Annotated in this window: 18 protein-coding genes; 10 read left to right on the forward strand and 8 right to left on the reverse strand. The window is 72.7% G+C overall.

Annotated features, from left to right (window positions below):
• Positions 1 to 22: 22 nt before the first annotated feature.
• The 4 genes from EUA93_RS18405 to EUA93_RS18420 all read right to left on the reverse strand — a co-directional run bounded on the left by EUA93_RS18405 (position 23) and on the right by EUA93_RS18420 (position 7280).
• Positions 23 to 3502 carry an ATP-binding protein gene (locus EUA93_RS18405; RefSeq protein WP_129401734.1) on the reverse strand — a complete coding sequence of 1160 codons (3480 nt, stop codon included), beginning with the start codon at positions 3500 to 3502 and terminating at the stop codon, positions 23 to 25.
• A gap of 2 nt (positions 3503 to 3504) precedes the next feature.
• Positions 3505 to 4272 carry a DUF4194 domain-containing protein gene (locus EUA93_RS18410; protein ID WP_129401735.1) on the reverse strand — a complete coding sequence of 256 codons (768 nt, stop codon included), beginning with the start codon at positions 4270 to 4272 and terminating at the stop codon, positions 3505 to 3507.
• A complete protein-coding gene (locus EUA93_RS18415; RefSeq protein ID WP_129401736.1) occupies positions 4269 to 5768 on the reverse strand; it encodes a DUF3375 domain-containing protein in 1500 nt (499 codons plus the stop codon). The genes EUA93_RS18410 and EUA93_RS18415 overlap by 4 nt, the downstream gene beginning before the upstream one ends.
• Before the next feature lie 66 nt (positions 5769 to 5834).
• Positions 5835 to 7280: an MDR family MFS transporter gene (locus EUA93_RS18420; RefSeq protein WP_242497502.1), complete on the reverse strand. Its 1446-nt coding sequence runs from the start codon at positions 7278 to 7280 to the stop codon at positions 5835 to 5837.
• Between the two features lie 102 nt (positions 7281 to 7382).
• Here EUA93_RS18420 and EUA93_RS18425 point away from each other — a divergent pair, with 102 nt between their 5' ends.
• The gene (locus EUA93_RS18425; protein ID WP_129401737.1) at positions 7383 to 8501 is read left to right on the forward strand and encodes an NADH:flavin oxidoreductase/NADH oxidase; all 1119 of its coding nucleotides are present in this window, start codon (positions 7383 to 7385) and stop codon (positions 8499 to 8501) included.
• Positions 8502 to 8537: 36 nt separating this feature from the next.
• On the opposite strand, the gene EUA93_RS18430 is transcribed toward EUA93_RS18425, so the two are convergent.
• Positions 8538 to 9182 carry a LuxR C-terminal-related transcriptional regulator gene (locus EUA93_RS18430; protein WP_165355220.1) on the reverse strand — a complete coding sequence of 215 codons (645 nt, stop codon included), beginning with the start codon at positions 9180 to 9182 and terminating at the stop codon, positions 8538 to 8540.
• 184 nt (positions 9183 to 9366) lie between these two features.
• Between EUA93_RS18430 and EUA93_RS18435 the strand changes: the two genes are divergently transcribed.
• The 7 genes from EUA93_RS18435 (at position 9367) to EUA93_RS18465 (ending at position 16625) form a co-directional block, all read left to right on the forward strand.
• Positions 9367 to 9801, forward strand: coding sequence for a MarR family winged helix-turn-helix transcriptional regulator (locus tag EUA93_RS18435; RefSeq protein WP_129401739.1), 435 nt, complete (start codon positions 9367 to 9369; stop codon positions 9799 to 9801).
• Between the two features lie 129 nt (positions 9802 to 9930).
• Positions 9931 to 10164, forward strand: coding sequence for a BatC protein (locus tag EUA93_RS18440; protein WP_090970269.1), 234 nt, complete (start codon positions 9931 to 9933; stop codon positions 10162 to 10164).
• A 5-nt stretch (positions 10165 to 10169) separates the two neighbouring features.
• Positions 10170 to 11393, forward strand: a complete 1224-nt coding sequence (locus EUA93_RS18445) for a cupin domain-containing protein (RefSeq protein ID WP_129401740.1) — start codon at positions 10170 to 10172, stop codon at positions 11391 to 11393.
• A complete protein-coding gene (locus tag EUA93_RS18450; RefSeq protein ID WP_129401741.1) occupies positions 11390 to 12298 on the forward strand; it encodes a sucrase ferredoxin in 909 nt (302 codons plus the stop codon). The genes EUA93_RS18445 and EUA93_RS18450 overlap by 4 nt, the downstream gene beginning before the upstream one ends.
• Before the next feature lie 39 nt (positions 12299 to 12337).
• Positions 12338 to 13399: an NAD(P)-dependent alcohol dehydrogenase gene (locus tag EUA93_RS18455; RefSeq protein ID WP_129401742.1), complete on the forward strand. Its 1062-nt coding sequence runs from the start codon at positions 12338 to 12340 to the stop codon at positions 13397 to 13399.
• The gene (gene zwf, locus EUA93_RS18460; RefSeq protein ID WP_207208834.1) at positions 13396 to 14811 is read left to right on the forward strand and encodes a glucose-6-phosphate dehydrogenase; all 1416 of its coding nucleotides are present in this window, start codon (positions 13396 to 13398) and stop codon (positions 14809 to 14811) included. The genes EUA93_RS18455 and zwf overlap by 4 nt, the downstream gene beginning before the upstream one ends.
• Complete coding sequence (locus EUA93_RS18465; RefSeq protein ID WP_207208835.1) at positions 14808 to 16625, forward strand: glycoside hydrolase family 15 protein; 1818 nt, start codon at positions 14808 to 14810, stop codon at positions 16623 to 16625. The genes zwf and EUA93_RS18465 overlap by 4 nt, the downstream gene beginning before the upstream one ends.
• A gap of 3 nt (positions 16626 to 16628) precedes the next feature.
• On the opposite strand, the gene EUA93_RS18470 is transcribed toward EUA93_RS18465, so the two are convergent.
• Complete coding sequence (locus EUA93_RS18470; protein WP_129401744.1) at positions 16629 to 17336, reverse strand: SDR family NAD(P)-dependent oxidoreductase; 708 nt, start codon at positions 17334 to 17336, stop codon at positions 16629 to 16631.
• A gap of 120 nt (positions 17337 to 17456) precedes the next feature.
• On the opposite strand from EUA93_RS18470, the gene EUA93_RS18475 reads away from it, so the two are divergent.
• Positions 17457 to 18092, forward strand: a complete 636-nt coding sequence (locus EUA93_RS18475) for a YceI family protein (protein ID WP_129401745.1) — start codon at positions 17457 to 17459, stop codon at positions 18090 to 18092.
• A 24-nt stretch (positions 18093 to 18116) separates the two neighbouring features.
• Here EUA93_RS18475 and EUA93_RS18480 read toward each other — a convergent pair whose 3' ends face one another.
• Positions 18117 to 18908 (reverse strand): nucleotidyltransferase family protein, encoded by a 792-nt coding sequence (locus tag EUA93_RS18480; RefSeq protein ID WP_129401746.1) that lies wholly within the window; start codon positions 18906 to 18908, stop codon positions 18117 to 18119.
• Between the two features lie 100 nt (positions 18909 to 19008).
• On the opposite strand from EUA93_RS18480, the gene EUA93_RS18485 reads away from it, so the two are divergent.
• Positions 19009 to 19593, forward strand: a complete 585-nt coding sequence (locus EUA93_RS18485) for a hypothetical protein (protein ID WP_129401747.1) — start codon at positions 19009 to 19011, stop codon at positions 19591 to 19593.
• 159 nt (positions 19594 to 19752) lie between these two features.
• Here the strand turns inward: EUA93_RS18485 and EUA93_RS18490 are convergent, their stop codons facing one another.
• On the reverse strand, positions 19753 to 20106 hold the full coding sequence (locus tag EUA93_RS18490) for a DNA polymerase ligase N-terminal domain-containing protein (RefSeq protein ID WP_207208836.1): 354 nt from the start codon (positions 20104 to 20106) through the stop codon (positions 19753 to 19755).
• Positions 20107 to 20116: the final 10 nt, after the last annotated feature.

A 20116-nucleotide genomic window follows, 5' to 3' on the forward strand; every position in this document is an offset into this window, starting at 1 on the left:
GGGCCCCGACGTGTGACGCACCTCATGGACGTACGTCCACCGCCGGGGCGTCGGTGATCGGGGTGATCCACGACTGGTGGGTCGTGGAGTTCTTGGTGATCGCGAGCAGCTCGTCCATGTGCGGCTCGAGGCCGGTGACCTTGTCGAGGGGGACGCCGACGATGAGCTGGAAGCCGAGCCCGCGCCACGCCTGCACGGCACGACCGGCGAACTCGGAGTCCGCCTTCACGAAGCCCTCGTCGAGGAACACCGGCGCGAACCGCGGCCGCGAGCGCATCTCGTCGCCGAGGCGGAACCGGAGGGCGGAGCCGACGATGAAGGCGACCAGCTCCTGGCTCTCGCCACCGCTCTTCTCCCCCAGCGTCCGGTAGGTCGCGCGCAGCTCGCCGGTGGTGTGGTCGTAGCGCTCGGCACTGATCTCGACGTGCCGGCGCACGTCGAGGAGGCGGTCGCGGTCGGTCAGCGAGGCCACTGCGTCACCGACCTGGCTGGGCCTGCGGAGCTGCTGCATGAAGCGGCTGAGCTCGGCGAACCGCTTCTCCAGCGCCTCCTCCCCCAGCTCGGGGGCGGCGCCGGACGACAACGCGCGGAGGTCCTTCATGAAGGCCTGGACGTGCGCCGGGGCGAGGCGGCGCAGGCGGATGCGCAGCCGGTCGCCGGAAGCGCCGAACTCCAGTCGCCGCAGGATCGCGTTGATCGGCTCGAGCCGGTCCTCGATCTCCTCGATGGACGCGGCCATCGCGCCGACGAGCGGCACGAGGTCCTGCCCGCTCCACTCGGTGAGCCTCCGGCGCCACTCGGCCCGACGGGCGGCGAGCCCCTCCCCGCGGATGTCGTCGAGGATGCGGGCGTAGTCGGGGTAGGAGTCCGCGGTCGCGCCGAGGTTCGGCGAGTCCCACTGGAGCTTGTAGAGCCGGAAGACCTGGGCGAGGTCGTCGTCGACCCGCTCGACCTCGGACTCCGCGTCGGTGACGGCGGTGCGCAGCCGCACCGCGAGCCGCTGCGAGGTCTCGGCGAAGCGCTCGAGGTCGTTCGGGTCGGCCGGCGCCGCTGCGGCGGCGAAGTCCTCCCGCAGGGCGGCGTCCTGCGCCTCGTCGAGGACGACCCGGCCCGCCTCCTCCATCGCCCGCAGGCGGTCGTTGACGTCGTCCTCGGCGTCGACGAGCTCGGCGTGGGCGGCATTGAGCGCGCGCTGCCGCTGCTCGACGGCGTACCGCGAGCGCCGGGTCTCCTCCAGCCGCGCGGTCAGGTCGGAGATCTGCACCTCCAGCGCCTGCAGCCCGTCGTCGGAGTCGAGGATCTCTGTGCGCCGGCGCTCGAGCTCGGCGATGCGCCGGTCGGTGCCGTCGACGTCGAAGTCGTCGAAGCGCGCGGTCACCACGGCGTCGTACGACGACCGCTGCCGCTCCAGGACCCGGGTCTGCCGGTCGAGCTCGCCGACCTGGGCGCCGACCTCGTCGAGCCGTCGGTCGAGCTCGGCGAGCTCGGCGTCGACCTCCGCGATCGCGTCGGTGTTGGAGAAGCCGATGATGCTGCGGGTGTCGTTGCGGCCGTGCGCGCCACGGCGGCCGCTGCGGGTCTGGCCGGCGAGGGTGACCCGCAGCCCCGGTCCGCGGGCGGCACCGGACAGGTCGTCCGCGGACTCGACGCAGAGCGCGTCGCGCGAGGGATCCGCCACGTGGGCCTGCACCCAGCCGGCGAACGGCGAGTCCTGGAAGACGAGCTTGCCAGCGACCCGCTCGGGGTCGCCGGGACCGAGGTCGGGCAGGTCCAGCTCGACGCCCTCGAAGACGAGCCGGCCGCGCAGCCGCAGCCCGTCGATCGCCGAGGAGAAGTCGTCGAGCCGGTCGAGCGGGACGAGCATCATCCGGGCGCTCGCACCCAGGACGGTCTCGATCGCGGTGCGCCAGCGTCCCTCGTCCGGCGCGACGTCGAGCAGCTCGGCGACGAACGGCAGGTCCGCGGGACTGATCCCGCTGGCCTCGGCGACCTCGGCCCGCAGCTCGTGCATCCGCGCCGGCATCCGACCGGCGCGGCCCTCCAGCGACGCCCGCTCGCGGCGGAGCGTGGACTGGCGCTCGCTGAGCGGGAACTGGCCGCGCAGCACGTCGTCGCGCTCGCGCCGGATCCGCTCCTGCTCGCGCTGCCAGCCGGACAGCCACTGCTGCGCGTGCAGCTGGAGCATCGCGAACGACTCGCCCGACTGCAGTGCCCCGTCGACGTCGGGTGCCTCGGTGTCGCTGGCGTCGATGAGCGGCAGCAGCCGCTCCTGCAGGACGCCCCGCCGGGCGAGGCGGTCCTCGCGGACGACCTGCTCCTGCTCGAGGGACAGCGCGAGCGACTGGAGGGTGGACCCGCCTGCCGCGCGGTGCGACTCGCGGGCCGCCTCGAGGTCGGCCAGCTGCGTGCGCTCGGCGGCGGTCGTCGTACCGAGCTCGTCGACGGTCGCGGCGCGGTCGGCGCGGTTGTCGGCCACGGCCGCCTCGATCAGCCCCAGGTGGGTGCGCAGCAGCCACATCCGCAGCGGGGTGTCCCCGTCGACGGTCACGCCGTAGGAGTCGAGCTCGGCGAGGCGCTGCGTGGCCGCGGTCCGGCGCTCGTGGAGGTCGGCGATCGGGGCGAGCAGCTCGAGCTTCTGCTCCTCGGTGCGCATCGCGGAGTGGGCGGTGTCGAGGTCGTCGAAGTGCTCGATCGCCCGGTCGGCCGCGGCGAACGTCGAGGGCCGCTCGAGCACCATGTCCTTGTAGAGCTCGTCCACGCTGCGCACCTGGTTGCCGGCCTGGATGCGGGCGAGCAGCCGCAGTGCCTTCGCGCCGTCGCCGTTCGCGCCGATGCCGAGGCGCGCGTGCAGGACGGCGGCGTACTCGGCGTAGGTCCGGTGCACCCGGATGCCGGGGAAGAGCTTCTTGAGCGTGTTGGCGTGGAACCGCTCGGGCACGGCGACCTCGAGCGTGTCGAGCGCCAGCGCGCCGTCCTGCGTCGCGAGCTGCATCTGCACGTCGCTCGACCGGGTCGCGCGCCGGGGGACGTAGTAGGTGCGGACCGCCGTGAACCGGCCGCCCTGGTCGTTGACGTACGTCATTGCGATCGCGCCCCACGTGTCGGCGCCCCTGCCGCGCAGCAGCTTCTCGACCGGGCGGCCCGTGCGGGGGTCGTCGACGACGTCGACCGCACCCCGGAGGTACGACAGCAGGTTGCGCTGGCCGGCGCCGCGCGCGCGGCCCGCGACGGCGTCGTTGGAGGCGCCGTTGAACTTCGTGTCGGACGGCATCATCAGCGCCGTGTAGGCGTCGAGGATGGTGCTCTTGCCGACGCCGGAGGCGCCGGAGATCATCGTCGCGTCGCCGCGGAGGGGTACGACGGTGAGGCCGCCGAAGCCGCCCCAGTTGACCAGCTGCAGCAGGGCCGCGCGCCACTGCATGGTGTCGTCCGCCGGGGTGGCGACGTCGCTCCGCTCGAAGAGGCCGTCGGCCGGCGTCTGCTCGATCTCGTCGATGGACATGCTCAGTCCTCCCCCGCCTCGTCGGTCTCGTGGTCGAAGAGGTCGCTGTCGTCCGGCTCGGGCACGGCTCCGCTGCTGTTGGCCGCGAGCAGCGCCTCGAGGAGCTCCTGGAGCAGCTCCATCGGGATGAGCGGCTCGACGGCCTCGCTGATCTCGAGGCGCTCCTCGGACCCGGTCGGGATGAGGAGGCCGGACTTCACCACGCTGGCCACGGCGTTGCGCGCCCGCTTCTCGTCACCCGCGACGTCGGTGGCGTGCGACGGGCGGAAGCTGGCGACGTAGGCCACGACGTCCTCGCGGTCGATGTAGACGCGTGCGTCCCCGCCGGCGAGCCCGGCGCGCAGCCGGTCGCGCAGGTGCACCAGCACCAGCGTCTCCTCGCGCGACCACGCCGCGTCGTAGAGGATCGTCGGGAAGCGGCCGCCGGTCTCCGCGCTCGCCTGTCTCTTCCACGCGACCTCGCGCTCGCGGTCGACCTGGAGGTCGAGGAAGAGGTCGTTGAGCCGCGAGCGGACGAGGCGCTCGTGCTCGACGAGCACCGCCCAGTCGCGCGGGTGGGTGCGGGCGCTGATGAAGCGCTGCTTGAGCAGCGTGACCAGGGCGCGGCGCTGGCCGTACTCGAGTCCGCCCTCGTCGCCCTCGAACAGCGACACCGAGCCCTCGTCGAGGAGCTCGTCGTCCACGATCTCGGCGTCGGCCTCGGCGTCGGGCTCGAGCTCGACCTCGGGCTCGACCTCGGGCTCGACCTCGGGGTGGGCGTCGATGCTCATGTGCGGGTCTCCGTGTCTGGACGAGGTGCGAGGTCGGGGTCGGGCAGCGCGGTGCGCGGGACCGCGAAGGACCGCCTGCTGCCGTCGGGGCGGACGGCGTCGAAGGCCTCGGTGGTCTCCTCCGCCTCCCACGCGCGCTCGGCGGCGAGGTGGAGCAGCCCGAAGATCTCGACCGGCCTGCGCAGCGACGGCTCGAGCCCGTCGAACAGCGCTCCGAGCGACTCGGCCGGGAGCAACGAGGCCAGCGCGGCGTCGAGGCGCTCGCGCAGCGTGGTCAGCCTCGGTCCGCCCTGGGCCACGAGCTCGGCGAGCGAGACCTGGGGCGCGAGGTCGGGGTCGGCCGCGACGATCCGGTCCGGCAGCACGTCGTCGGCCGGGTCGTGGAACCGCTCGCGGAGGTGCTCGACGCCGGCCCGCGGCGGCAGGAGCGCGACGTCGTGGGTCGCACGCGGTCCGGTGCTCGCCATCCACGACATCAGCTCCGACTCGACCTGGCGCAGCACCTGCTCGAGCTCGCGGTCGCGGGCGGCGTCGTGGGAGACGATGTACTCCTTCAGGGTCGCGGTCACCCGCGAGCGCTGGGCCAGCACGCGGTCGAGGCCGTCGCGCACCAGTCGCACGGTCCCGCGCAGCTCGGCACGGTCGGCGTCGCTGAGGATCCGGTCGGAGAGCGGGTGCTCGAGGAGGTCGGTGAGGTCCTCCCGCAGGCGCGTGACCAGGGCGTCGTCGCGCAGCAGGGCGAAGGCACCCTCGAACGCCCGGCCCTCGTGCGTGGCCGTCATCAGGGCGTCGGCGCGGGAGAGGTAGGCGTCGATCACCTCGCCGGCGGGGCGGTCCTCGGCCCGGAAGGCCGCGAGGATCTCGGCGCGGATGGTGGCGAACCGCTCCTCGACGCGGGCGAAGTCGCTCGGCAACGCGGAGATCAGCGAGAGGAGCTCGGTGAACCCCTCGAGCATGTAGTCCTCGGTCGCGCCCTCGAGGTCGCCGCCGTCGACGAGCCGGTCGCGCTCCCCCTGCAGCCGGGCGATCTCCTCGTTGAGGATGGTCACCCGTGCGGTCCGGTCGGGGTTGGCCTCGGAGTTGAAGCGGCGCACGGTGCTCAGGATGGTCGCGACCCGGTGCTCGCTGAGTGTGGCGCGGTCGCGGGCCAGGTTCTTCACCAGCTCCAGCGCCTGCTGCGCGTGCGAGGTGAGCGCGTAGACCTCGTTGCCCTGCTCGTCGAGCGAGCGCACGAGCCACTGCCCGCGCATCCACCGCTGGCAGATCTCGCGCCCGCTGCCCACGGGCACGTCCTGCTCCCCCGACCGTCGCATCTGCTCGACGTGCTCCTCGACCTGCGTGTGCAGCCGGGCGGTCGGGATGGGGGTGTTGGAGCGGCCGAAGGCGGTGCGGAAGATGGTGATGACCACGGGCGCCTGGCGCTGGTGGAGGAGCGTCAGCGTCGGCTGGGCGAACGCGCCCTTGACGCGCGCCAGCTCGCCGGCGATCTCGCTCACTGCCCCGCTCCCCTGCTCGTCGTCCACCGTGGTCGGTGCGCAAGCATGGCAAAGCGGGTCGTCAGGTCAGGGAGCGGGTTGCTGCCCGGCGTCGCGCGGCATCAGCAGGCCGGACAGCACGAGCACGGACGCGACGACCGCGGAGCAGACGAAGACGGCGTGGATCGCCGGCGCCAGCACACCGGCCGCCAGGTGCTCGACGTCGACCGCCCCGGCCGCCCCGCCACCGGCCACGCGGCTGTTGACGATCGCGCCGAACACCGCGACGCCGACGGCGCTGCCCATCGAGCGGGCGAACATGTTGGTCCCCGTGGCGACACCGCGGTGCTCCCAGCCCACGCTGGACTGGGCGACGACCACGCCCGGGCTGGCGACGTACCCGAAGCCGATGCCCATCACGAAGCACGGCAGGGCGAGCTCCCACAGGGCGCTGTCGGCGCTCACGCGGAGCAGCAGCAGCCCACCGGCGACCACGAACGCCGCACCCATCAGCACCGTCTTGCGGAAGCCGATCGTCAGGTAGAACCGGCCACTCGTCGACGCCGCGATCGGCCACCCGATGGTCATCGACGCCAGCGTGAGGCCGGCCACGAGGGCGCCGTGGCCGAGCACGGACTGGGCATAGAGGGGGACGTACGACGTCAGGCCGAGCATCACCACGCCGACCACGAACGACCCCGAGTTCGCGGCGTTGAGCACGCGGCGCCGGAAGATCCACAGCGGCAGCACCGGCTCGGCGGTGCGTGACTCCACCACCACGAACGCGACGACCAGCACCGCGGCGGCGACCAGGATCCCGACGCCCGCGACCGAGCCCCAGCCCCAGCGCACGCCGCCCTCGAGCAGCCCGAGCAGCAGGAGCGAGCCGCCGGCCGCGAGCAGGACCGCGCCGAGGTAGTCGATCGTGTGCTTGCGCGGCTCGACCTTCTCCTCGAAGCGGCGCCACAGCACCCAGCCGGCCGCGAGACCGAGCGGGAGGTTGACGAAGAAGATCCAGCGCCAGGACAGGTAGTCGGCGAAGATCCCGCCCAGCGTCGGCCCGACCACCGAGGCCGTCGCCCACACGCTGGCGATGTAGCCCTGCACCTTCGCGCGCTCGGCCAGCGAGTAGACGTCGCCGACGATCGTCATTCCCATCGGCTGCACCGCGCCCGCACCGAGGCCCTGCACGAGCCGGAAGACGATGAGCGCCGGCATGCTCCACGCGACGCCGCACAGCAGGGAGCCGACGACGAAGAGGCCGATGCCGACGAGCATCACGGGCTTGCGGCCGTAGAGGTCGGCCAGCTTGCCGTAGATCGGCACCGAGACGGCCTGCGCCAACAGGTAGATCGAGAACAGCCACGGGAACGACGTGAAGCCACCGAGGTCGTCGACGACGGCCGGGACCGCGGTCGCCAGGATCGTCGCGTCGATGGCCACCAGCCCGATGCTGAGCATCACCGCGAGCAGGACGGGGCCGCGCTCGCTGCGCAGGCCGACGCTGGCTCGGGTGATCTCGGGGGCACTCACGGTTCCCCCAACCGACCTTCACGGTCGACTGTTCCCCCGCCCGTCCCGCGCCTGGGCCCGCGACCCCGGAATCCCCACGGCGCCGGACCGGTTGTCCCCGGCATGACGTCTCTCCTGGACCCCCTGACCCTGCGCGGACGCACGGCCCGCAACCGGGTCTGGCTCTCGCCGATGTGCCAGTACTCCGCGTTCGACCGCGACGGGGTGCCGACCGACTGGCACCTCGTGAACCTCGGTCGGCACGCGGTCGGCGGCTTCGGCCTCGTCATCACCGAGGCCGCTGCCGTGGTGCCGGAGGGCCGCATCAGTCCGCAGGACGTCGGCATCTGGAACGACGAGCAGGCCGCGGCCTGGACGCGCATCGTCGACTTCGTGCACGCGCAGGGCGCACTCGCCGGCATCCAGCTCGCGCACGCCGGCCGCAAGGCCGGCACGCACGCACCGTTCACGGCTCCGGGCAGTGGCGAGGACGAGGCACCGGTGGCTCGTGGCTCGGTCCCGATCGAGGACGGCGGGTGGGAGACGGTCGCCCCGTCGGCCCTGGCGTTCGACGGGCTGGCCACCCCGCGCTCGCTCACGACGGACGAGGTCGCCGCGATCCCCGCGGCGTTCGCCGACGCCGCGGTCCGGGCCGACCGCGCCGGGTTCGACGTGATCGACCTCCACGGCGCCCACGGCTACCTCCTGCACCAGTTCGTCTCACCGCTGGTCAACCGGCGCACCGACCGCTACGGCGGGTCGTTCGAGAACCGGACCAGGCTGGTCGTCGAGACGGTCGCCGCGGTCCGCGCGGTCTGGCCGGACGATAAGCCGTTGTTCGTGCGGCTGTCGGCCACGGACTGGGCAGACGGCGGCTGGGACCTCGACCAGACCGTGCTCCTGGCCGCGATCCTGCGCGACCACGGCGCCGACCTGGTCGACGTCTCCTCGGGCGGCGCGGTGCCGCAGCAGGAGATCACGGTCGGGCCCGGCTACCAGGTGCCGTTCGCCGCCGCCGTACGCCAGCAGGCCGGCGTCGCGGTGTCCGCGGTCGGGCTGGTCGACGACCCCCGGCAGGCGCAGGAGATCCTCGACGCCGGTGCTGCCGACGCGATCATGCTGGGGCGTGCCGCCATCCGCGAGCCGTCCTGGCCGCTGCGCGCGGCCCACGAGCTCGGGCTCAAGCCGTCCGACGCGCCCTACGCACCCCAGCACACCCGTGGGGCCTGGCGCGACAGCTGACGGCGCCCTCGCGCGGGCCCGCTCGTCGTAGCCGTCCTACTCGGCGGGCTCGGCGGACTCGGTGTGCGTGACGACCGGTGCCCGGAGGCCGTGCGTGATGCCCCACAGCACGGCCTTCGTGCGGCTGTCGACGTCGATGACCCGGTAGGCGCCGCGGATGTAGGACTTCACGGAGTTGATGGTCACCCCGAGCTGACGGGCGATCTCCTTGTTGCTCATGCCGGCCGCGATGAGGGAGAGCACGTCGGCCTCGCGCGCCGTCAGGCCGGCGGCCTGCCCCGGCCAGACCTCGCCGTCCGCCGGCGCGGCGTCCGAGCCGGGTGCCAGCACGCGTTGGCCGGCGTGGATGGCGCGCAGGCTCTCGATGAGCTCGTCGTGGGAGAGCGCCGTGCTGAGGTAGCCGGCGTACCCGCTCCGGAAGTGGGTCTCCGCCGTCGCGGGGTCGAAGTCGTTCGTGTAGGCGACGACTCGGCCGAGACGGGGATCGGCGACCAGCCGCTGGAGGACCCTGGCGCCGGCTCCCACGGTGCCGCTCGGGTCGTGCAGCGCGAGGTCGACGAGGTCCTGCGGACGCTTGCGCGGGTCGTGGACCTCGATGTCGCGGGCGTGCCGCGCGAGCATCGTCGCGACGCCGAGGACGACGACCTCGTCGTGGTTGATCAGGGTGATGCGCACGTTCATCCGCTCTTTCGTGACAGGGCCACGAGCCCGTCGGTGATCCGGTCCTGCGTTGTCTCGGGCCCCGAGCCGCGCGACTGCGTCGGCCGGTCGTCGTGCCACGTCGACCCCCGGCCCTCGGGAGGCGATGACATGTGCACCAATCTCTTGGGCACAAGTTATATCCCATGAGGCAGAATGTGGTGTCATGGCCTCCATCCAGGCGCCGCCGCTGTCGGACCAGCTCTGCTTCGACCTCTACGCCGCGTCCCGCGCAGTCACCGCTGCGTACCGTCCGGTGCTCGTCGAGCTGGGGCTGACCTATCCGCAGTACCTCGTCCTGATCGCGCTGTGGGAGCGCGACGGCCGCACGGTGCGCGACATCGCGGACGCCCTCCAGCTCGACCACGGCACCCTCACCCCCCTGCTGAAGCGGATGGAGGCACGCACCCTCGTCGAGCGGCGACGCAACCACGCCGACGAGCGCGAGGTCGTGGTGTCGCTCGCCCCCAGGGGCGAGGAGCTGCGCCAGCACGCCGACCGCCTCCACTGCGACATGAAGGACCTCCTCGGGCTCGACCCCGTCGAGTTCGTCCAGCTGCAGGAGACCCTCCGGGCACTGACGCGTCGCGCCCACGGCTGACCGACCCGGGCGTCGCTCGTCCCTCCGGGTGTGGGCAGCCGCCCCGGGCGTGGATATACACGAGGTGACGGCGTCGTCCGGCGCCGCTCCACCGGGCCTTCGTGGCCCAGACGTGCAAGGGAGGACGACATGAGTCAGTCCGAGAACGAGGGTCCCGCCGACGGCGGAGCCGAGGGAACCCCGGGCGTGCAGGACGGCGGTGCCGATGGTGGCGCCGAGGGTCCCGCCGACGGCGGGGCCGAGGGCACCCCGGGCGTGCAGGACGGCGGAGCTGACGGTGGCGCCGAGGGTCCCGCCGACGGCGGGGCCGAGGGCACCCCGGGCGTGCAGGACGGCGGAGCTGACGGCGGAGCCGACAGCTGAGCCCGATGCCCCATCAGGCCGATGACGGCAGGCCCGGGACTCCCGGGCCTGCCGTCGGCGGTCGTCCGGCGCTCTCCCGCCTCGTCGGGGACCCCGACGACTTCGCCGCATCCACCTGGGCGCGTGGTCCGCTGCTCCGCACGAAGGCGGACCCGGACGGCTTCGACGACCTGCTCACCGGCGACGCGGTCGACGAGCTGCTCGGCGAGCGCGGCCTGCGCACCCCGTTCCTCCGGGTCGCCAGGGCCGGCTCGACCCTGCCCACCAACGCCTTCACGGCACCGGCCGGCGTCGGCGCCGGGATCGCCGACCAGGTCAGCGACGACAAGCTCACGGCGCTCTTCGCGGGCGGCTCCACGATCGTGCTCCAGGCACTCCACCGGGTCTGGCCGCCGATCATCGCGTTCTGCCAGCAGCTGGCCGCCGACCTCGGCCACCCGGTGCAGGCCAACGCCTACGTCACGCCTCCGCAGAACCAGGGCTTCGACGACCACTACGACGTGCACGACGTCTTCGTGCTGCAGGTCGCCGGGCGCAAGAAGTGGTCGATCCGCGCACCCGTGCTGCCCGCACCGCTGCGCGACCAGCCGTGGACCGACCGCCGCGACGACGTACGCCTCGCAGCGGAGCAGGAACCGGTGATCGAGACCGTCCTCGAGCCGGGCGACGCGCTCTACCTGCCCCGCGGCTACCTCCACTCCGCGACCGCCCTCGGCGGGGTCACCATCCACCTCACGCTCGGCGTGCACAGCTGGACCCGTCACGCCGTCGCCGAGGAGCTCACCGGCCTCGCCCTCCGCCGGCTCGCCGAGGACGAGGAGGCGCGCGGCTCGCTGCCGCTGGGGACCGACCTCGGCGCCGACGACATCGACGCCGAGGTGGTCGCCAAGCTGCTGCGTGACGTGCTCGACAGCCTCGACCCTGCCGAGGTCGCCGCGCGGATGCGCGCGCGGCGGCGTGGGACGCAGCGTGCCGCGCCGGTCGGTCCCCTGGCCCAGCACGCCCTCGCCGCCTCCCTGGCGGACGGGACCGTCCTGCGGCTCCGTGACCACGTCGACGCCACCCTGGTGGACACGACGATCACCTCCCGCGTCGCGACCGTCGCGGTCGACGACGTCACACCCGACGTCGTACGCCGCCTCCTGGCCGTCGAGCCGGTGACCGTGGCAGACCTCGGGCACGACGCTGCCCGCCGGATGATCGAGGCGGGTCTGGTCGTGCGCGGATGACCTTCCGCTGCTCCGACGACGCGGCGGAGCGGCACGACCCGCCCCTGGGCACCGCTCCCCCGCAGCACGACTGGCTGCTCGTCGAGCACCCCGGCCCGTGGCCGGTGACAGCACCCTTCGGAGCCGACCTGCCCACGCCCCTGCTCCGCGAGCTCGGGCATCCCGAGCTGCGGATCCTCTTCGTGCGCCGCCACGGCCGCGCGGGTGCCGCCGACTCGATGACCGGCCCCCGACGCTGGTTCCGCTCCCGCGCGGGTGCGGTGCACTCCGGCCGGTGGGAGCGCCCCGACGACCTCCTCGCCAGCCTCGGCGACGACCGCGGCGAGCCGTACGCCGACCCGCTCCTGCTCGTGTGCACCCACGGCGTGCACGACGCGTGCTGCGCGATCAAGGGACGCCCGGTCGCCGAGGCGCTCGCACGTCGCTGGCCCGACGCGACGTGGGAGTGCAGCCACCTCGGCGGCGACCGGTTCGCCCCCAACGTGCTGCTCCTCCCCGACCTCGCCTGCTACGGCGGGATGCCGGCGGACGCCGCCGTGAGCACCCTCGAGGCGCACCTGGCCGGGCACGTCCAGACCCGCTGGCTGCGCGGGGTCGCGGGCCGGCACCCGGCCGAGCAGGTCGCCCTCGGTGTCGTGCTCGACCGGTGGGGTCCGGCTCCGGTGACGTCGGCCGCTCCGCGCCTGGTGACGCAGGACGGCACCTTCGACGCAGGACGGTGGACCGTCGAGGTGCTCGGCACCGACCCGCTGCCTCCGGCCGTGCGCGTCGTGATCGCCAGCGGCCGCCGCGCCGAGGCCCTGCTCACCTGCCGCACCGCGCGCCCGACCCGGGCGCTCCAGTGGGACGTCGTCTCGGTCACGACCCGCAGCGTCGACGAGATGACCCCTTCGGGTGATCGCTAGCGTCGAACAAGTCCAACGATCAACGATGGAAGGACCTCCATGACCACCACGATCTCCGCCCTCTCCACGCCGAAGGCATCCGCCGGCTTCGAGGAGACCACGATCGAGCGGCGCGACCTCCGCGACGACGACGTACGCATCGACATCCGCTGGGCCGGCATCTGCCACTCCGACATCCACCAGGCCCGCGACGAGTGGGGCCAGGGCGTCTTCCCGATGACTCCCGGCCACGAGATCATCGGCACCGTCTCCGAGGTCGGCTCCGCGGTGACCGACCACCAGGTCGGCGACGTCGTCGGCGTCGGCTGCTTCGTCGACTCCTGCCTCGAGTGCGAGGCCTGCAAGGACGGCGAGGAGCAGTTCTGCGAGAAGGGCGTCGTCCAGACCTACAGCAGCAAGGGCTACGACGACGAGATCACCCACGGCGGCTACAGCCGCCAGGTCGTCGTGCGCGACCACTTCGTGCTGAAGATCCCCGACGGCGTCGACCTCGCGGGCACCACGCCGCTGCTGTGCGCCGGCATCACCACCTACGCCCCGCTCAAGCGGCACGGCGTCGGTGAGGGCAGCCGCGTCGGCGTGATCGGCATGGGCGGGCTCGGCCACGTCGCGGTCAAGATCGCGGCTGCCATGGGCGCCGAGGTGTCCGTGCTCAGCCGGACCGACGCCAAGAAGGACGACGGTCTCGCGTTCGGCGCGACGAGCTACCACGCGACCGAGGACGAGTCGGTCTTCGATGACCTCGCGGGCAGCTTCGACCTGCTCGTCAACACCGTCGGCGCCGCCGTGCCGCTCGACTCCTTCCTCGGCCTGCTCGACCGCGGAGGCCGGATGGTCAACCTCGGTGCTCCGAGCGAGTCGCTGGAGGTCGGTGCGTTCTCGCTCCTGACCATGCGCCGCGGCGTCGAGGGCTCCATGGTGGGCGGCCTGCCGCAGACCCAGGAGATGCTCGACTTCTGCGCCGAGCACGGCATCACCGCCACCGTCGAGGTGATCTCGGCCGACCAGGTCGACGACTACTACGACAAGGTCGTCGACGGGGACGTCCGCTACCGCGCGGTCATCGACGCCGAGACGCTGGGCGAGGCGCCCGCATCGTGAGCGAGCCGACCGGCGACGACCTCGCGCCCCACGTCCTCATCGTCTTCGGGGCGACCGGCGACCTCGCCGCCCGCAAGCTGTTCCCGGGGCTCTACCGGCTGGCCGCGGCCGGCCGGCTCCCCGGGGACTACGCGGTCATCGGCAGCGGGCGCCACTCCCCCGGCACCGACGACGAGTTCCGCGAGCAGCTCGCCGAGGGACTGCGCGACACCGTCGACGACCTCGACGAGGACCTGGTGAGCGACCTGCTCGGCAGGGTCTCGTTCCAGACCTCCGACTCCGACGACGGCGCCGACCTGGCCGCGGCGGTGCGTGAGGCGGAGCAGGGCCTGGGCGAGGACGGGTCGGGCGACGTACGCCGTCTCGTCTACCTGTCCGTGCCGCCGACCGCCATGTCCGGGATGGTCGGCATGCTCGACCGCGAGGGGCTGACCGATCGCGCCCGGCTGGTGATCGAGAAGCCGTTCGGCCTCGACCTCGAGTCGTTCCAGGAGCTCGACAAGGCGATCCACGACGCAGTCGACGAGGACCAGGTCTTCCGGATCGACCACTTCCTGGGCAAGGAGGCCGTGCAGAACATCCTCGCCCTGCGCTTCGCCAACGCGCTCTTCGAGCCTGCGTGGGACCGGCGCAGCATCGCGCAGGTGCAGGTCGACGTGCCGGAGACCCTGCAGATGGAGGGCCGCGGCTCGTTCTACGAGTCGACGGGCTGCCTGCGCGACATGGTCTCCACGCACCTCTTCCAGATCCTCGGCGTGGTCGCGCTCGAGGACCCGGGCGAGTGGACGGCGAGCGCGGTCCGGCAGGCCCGCAAGGACGCCTTCGACGCCCTGCGCCCGCTCGACCCGGCCGACGTCGTGCTCGGGCAGTACGACGGCTACCGCGACGAGGACGACGTCGACGAGGACTCCGACGTGGAGACCTTCGTCGCGCTGACGGCCTACGTCGACAACGACAGGTGGCGCGACGTGCCGTTCCTGCTGCGCACCGGGAAGGCGATGGCCGAGACCCGGCGCACCGTCACCCTGCGCTTCCGCCAGCCGGAGTCGAGCACCTTCGGCCACCCGGCCGGCGACGAGCTGGTCCTCGAGCTCACCGACGAGCCGAAGGTCGCGGTAGACCTGTTCGGCAAGAAGCCGGGCCCCGACATCGAGCTGGCCGCGGCGACGATGCACCTCGACTTCGCCGACGAGCTGCCCGACGAGGAGCCGCTCGAGGCCTACGAGCGCCTGATCCTCGACGTGCTCCGCGGCGACCACACGCTGTTCGCCCGGTCCGACGAGACCGAGCGGCTGTGGGCGGTGTGCCAGCCGGTCCTCGACGACCGGCCCGCGCCGCAGCCGTACGAGCCCGGGTCCTGGGGACCGCAGGCGGCCCTCGACCTCGCACCCGGCGGATGGCGACTGGGATGAGCCGCACGACCCCGATCGCCGACCACGGGCTGATCGGCGACCTCCGCACGGCCGCGCTCGTCGCCACCGACGGGACCATCGACTGGTTCTGTCCCGGACGCTTCGACAAGGCGAGCGTCTTCGGGTCGCTGCTCGACCCGGACGCCGGTTCGTGGCGGGTCGCACCCGACGACGCGGACGCACGCAGCCAGCAGTACTACGTGCCCGAGACCAACATCCTGGTCACCCGCTTCATGACCGAGCAGGGCGTGGCCGAGGTGCACGACTTCATGCCGGTGCGCCGCGCCAACGACCCCGACCACCGGCAGCGGCTGGTCCGCCGCGTCGTCACCGTCCGCGGCTCGGTCGCGATGACGATGCGGCTCTCGCCGCGCCCGGACTACGGCTCGCTCACGCCGACGCTGTGGCAGGAGGCCGACGGCGTGCGCTTCGAGGACGGCGACGTCGCGCTGGTGCTCTCGAGCACCGTCGACGTGGCCGTCGAGGACGCCGACGCGGTCGCGAGCATCGACCTCGAGCCGGGCGAGGCCGCGCTCTTCGTCCTCGAGGTCCTCGGCCCGGACGACGAGGCGCAGGGCAGCAGCGAGAGCGACGTCGACGACCTCTACGAGAGCACCGCCACGTTCTGGCGCCAGTGGCTGGCGACCTGCACCTACACCGGCCGGTGGCGCGAGCGGGTCAACCGGTCCGCGCTCACGCTCAAGCTGCTGTGCCACGAGCCGAGCGGCGGCATCGTCGCCGCCCCCACCACGAGCCTGCCCGAGGAGATCGGCGGCAGCCGCAACTGGGACTACCGCTTCGTCTGGATCCGCGACGCCGCGTTCAGCGTCTACGCCCTGCTCCGGCTCGGCTTCACCGAGGAGGCCGCGGCGTTCGTCCGCTGGCTCTCCGAGCGGATGGGTGACTCCTCCGGGGTCGACGAGGGCGACCTCGGTCCGCTCCGGGTGATGTACGACCTCGACGGCGAGGTCCCGCACGAGCGCGAGCTGGACCACCTCGCGGGCTACCGCGACTCCCGGCCGGTCCGGGTCGGCAACGCCGCCGTCGACCAGCTCCAGCTCGACGTCTACGGCGAGCTCATCGACTCGGTCTACCTCTACGACAAGTACAGCGCCGGGATCAGCCACGACGCCTGGCTGGACCTCCAGCGGATCGCCGACTGGCTGATGGACAACTGGGACCGCGACGACGCCGGGATGTGGGAGGTGCGCGGCGAGCCGCGCGCCCACACCACGTCGCGACTGATGTCGTGGGTCGCCGTCGAGCGGATGATGCGCGTCGCTCGGCGTCGCGGCCTCCCCGGCGACCTGACCGAGCTCGCCCGCGTGCGCGACGAGATCTACACGCAGGTCATGGAGGAGTGCTGGGACGAGGACCTCGGCGCGTTCGTCAGCCACATCGGCTCCGACACCCTCGACGCGGGCGTGCTGCTGATGCCGATGGTGAAGTTCATCGCGCCCAACGACCCGCGCTTCCTCTCGACGCTGGCGCTGGTGGAGGAGCGGCTGGTCACCGACAGCCTGGTCTTCCGCTACGACGCCGAGCGCTTCTCCGACGGCGTCGAGTCGTCCGGCGGACAGGGCGAGGGCACGTTCTCGCTGTGCTCGTTCTGGTACGTCGAGGCGCTGACCCGTGTGGGCCGGCTCCAGGACGCGCGCCTGGCGATGGAGAAGATGTTCACCTACGCCAACCACCTCGGGCAGTACGCCGAGCAGGTCGGGCTCAACGGCGAGCAGCTCGGCAACTTCCCCCAGGCCTTCACCCACCTGAGCATGATCAGTGCGGTCATCAACCTCGACCGCGAGCTCGGCTGAGGATCACTCCAGCCGGAGGCTCGTCACGTCCTCGAGGTGGCTGATCACCCGGTCCTGGAAGGCAGGGTCGACCGCGCTGCGGTGCGGGTCACGCGGGCTGTGGTGGTGCCAGTAGCCGCCGGCCCGCGGGTCGATCTCCGACTCGGCCGCGGTGGCGAGCCAGACCTGGGTCCGGTGGCCCTCCACGAGGTCGTCCGGTGCGCCGCGACCGCCCATCCGGGTCGGGACCCAGCCCGGGTCGACCGCGTGGAACGACGTGCCCGGCCGCCGCTCGGCCAGCGCCAGGAAGAGCGCGGTGACCCAGAGCTTGCTGTCGGAGTAGTCGCCGCCGTGGGCGAGGTCGGTCCCGCCGCCGAGGTGCATCCCGCTGCTCAGCACGATCGAGCGGCCGACCGGTCGCATCGCGGCGGTCAGGACGTAGGGCGCCACGACGTTCACCGGGACGGCCAGGGCGCGGTCCATCGTGCCGGCGTTGTGGATCACCGCGTCGAACGGACCGAGCTGGTCGAGCCGCTGCGCCAGGTCGACCGTCGCGGCGACGTCCGCGAGGTCGGCGTACGCCGTCGCGGTGACGCGGTCGAGGACCGAGGCGTCCTCGAGGCGGTCCTCGCTGCGGGCGTGGAGGACGACGTCGTGGCCGGCGGCGGCCAGCGCGTCGACGGTGGCGAGGCCGAGGCCGGTGGACGCACCGGTGACGAGGACGAGGCTCATGGCCCCAGTCTCGCCCAGTGCCCCGCACGGCGCGTGGGCCAGGTCACAGCGAGGCGGGAATGAACCCGTGACCGGTGTCGTTCATTGATTTAATCGTCAACCACTTCAGGAGCACCCACCATGTCGTTCTTCCGCCGCAAGCCCAAGCACGTTGCCACCCCCGAGACCGCCGCCGAGACCGCTGCCGAGACCCCGGCTGCCCCGGTCGCCGTCCTCGACCGTGACGCCCTCACCGGCGACTACACCATCGACGCCAGCCACAGCCGCCTCGGCTTCTCGGCCCGCCACGCGATGGTCACCACCGTCCGCGGCCAGTTCGCCGACTTCGACGGCACCGCCCACGTCGACGCCGAGAACCCGGCCGCCTCGACCGTGACGATCGACATCCGCCCGGCCAGCATCTCGACCGGCACGGCGGACCGCGACGGCCACCTCGTCTCCGGCGACTTCTTCGACGTGGAGAACCACCCGGCCATCACCTTCGTCTCGACCTCCGTCGAGCGCGACGGCACCGAGTGGAACGTCACCGGCGACCTCACCATCAAGGGCGTCACCCACTCGGTCGTCATCCCCTTCGAGGAGACCGGCACCGCCGTCGACCCGTTCGGCAACACCCGCGTCGGCTTCGAGGGCGCGACCACGATCAACCGCAAGGACTGGGACCTCTCCTGGAACGCCGCGCTCGAGACCGGCGGCGTCCTCGTCTCCGAGAAGATCAAGCTCGAGCTCGACATCTCCGCGATCAAGAACGCCTGACCGGACCAGCACCACGCCGGCCGCTCACGGCCGGCCTCGCGTGCCGTCCTCGACGATCCACGTGAGGAGGTCGTGGGTGTCCTGCCCACGCCGCACCGGGTCGTCGTACAGGCTCTCGGTGCCCGGGCGTTCACGGACCCTCAAGGCCTCCTCCGCGATGGGCGACCACCGCGCGTCGAGGCGCTCGATGACGTAGCGGCCGGCGCCGCTCTTCGACGTCAGGGCGTGCGTGCGGAGCAGGTGGTGGAGGCGCGGAGCGCCGAGGGCGATCCATGCGACGGCCTCGTCGCTCCGCCCGATCTCCTCCACCCCTGCTCCCCCAGCAGTCTGCTCGGCGATGCCGCGCCAGTACGTGTCGAGGTTGGCACGCGTGAAGGCCAGCAGCTCGTCGAGGTCCGTGTGGATCGGCGGCACCCGGCCGCGCACCACGACCGGCCCCAGGGCCAGCTCGTGCCACGTCACGAGGTTGATGTCGAGCGTGCCCTGCTCGTCGAACGCACCCTGCTGGAACACCGGCCTCGTGCCCGTCCCGGTCGGGCTGGCAGCCAGGTCGGCGGCGGTGCAGTGGAAGCCGTCGAAGGTGGGCGTCGCGAACCGCTCCGCCACGCGCGCGTGGGCCTCCGCCAGGGCGGCCAGCCGGTCACCGGTGGGGAGCTGCTCCCAGACGGCCACGAAGTCGACGTCGCTGCCGAGGAAGAGCTCGCCCCACACGATCGATCCGTGGAGGAACAGCCCGGTCAGCTCACCGGGGAAGCGCCGGTCGACCTCGTCGAGGAAGCCGTCGAGGAGCTCCTGCACGTGCGGCGGAGGGATCATCCTCCGAGCCTAGGTCCGCTCGTCGAGGCAGGGCTCGACACCGGGTACTAGCACCATCAGACAGATGGCGCGGGTCGCGCGGCTGGCCGAGGCTTGGTCCATGAAGACCTCCACGAGCACCCCCCGCACGCTGGCCGCCACCGCGGTCACCGCCACCCTGGCACTGGCCGGCCTGGCAGCCGCCTCGGCTCCCGCGCTCGCCCACTCCGACTCCCACTCCCAGGTCCGGTTCAGCGGTCACGACGACGACGACCACGGCGACGACCACGGTGGCCGGGGCCGCGGCGGCGACGACCACGACGGCAACGACGACAACGGCGGCGACCGCGGCAACGGCGGCGGCGACGACAACGGCGGCGACCGCGGTGGCCGCGGTGGCCGCGACGACGACCGCGTCATCCGCACCGGCGACTGCTCCTCGGCCGGCACCTGGAAGCTCAAGGTGAAGACCGACGACGGCCGCCTCGAGGTCGAGGGCGAGGTCGACACCAACCGCGCCGGCCAGGCGTGGGCCTGGACGATCAGCCAGAACGGCTCGGTCGCCAGCCGCGGCTCTGCGACGACCGGCGGTCGCAGCGGCTCCTTCAGCGTCGAGCGCAAGATCGCCGACCCCGCGGGTGCCGACCGGATCGTGTTCCGCGCGACCCGCGACGGGAACGTCTGCCAGGGCTCCCTCACCTTCTGAGCCCCGACCCGACCCACCGACACACCCGGTTCCCCACCGCGTCGACCGGGCCTCGCTCCCCCACCCCCCTGTGGGCGAGGCACCACGACGCACGTCGCCTCCCCAGCGACGGACAGCCCCCGACCAGCGTGCTGGCGGGGGCTGTCGTGCTGCTGCGGCTCAGCGCGCGCCCGGCTGCTCCCGGGTGAGGTGGAGCAGCCACTGCTTCCCACCGGTGTGGATGAGCGCATAGCGACGTACGCCGTCGCGGCCGTGGAGCGAGAACACGAACCGCCGCTCGTCGCGGTCGTGCTCCTCCCACGTGCCCTCGTCGGCGATCGACTTGTGCTCGTCCTCGTAGGCCACGTGGTCGAGGTCGTGGTCGCCCACGGCCACCGCGAGCCGGTCGTGCGCGGTGTCGACCGGGAGGCCCTTGGGCACGGCCCAGCTGCGCAGCACGCCGTCCTCCTCGAGCCGCAGGTCGAAGTGCGGACTCGGCTTGCGGTGGTCGTGCAGCACGAAGCGTGGCCTCACGCAGCCATCC

This window comes from Nocardioides oleivorans (assembly GCF_004137255.1).
GTDB classification, from domain to species: domain Bacteria; phylum Actinomycetota; class Actinomycetes; order Propionibacteriales; family Nocardioidaceae; genus Nocardioides; species Nocardioides oleivorans.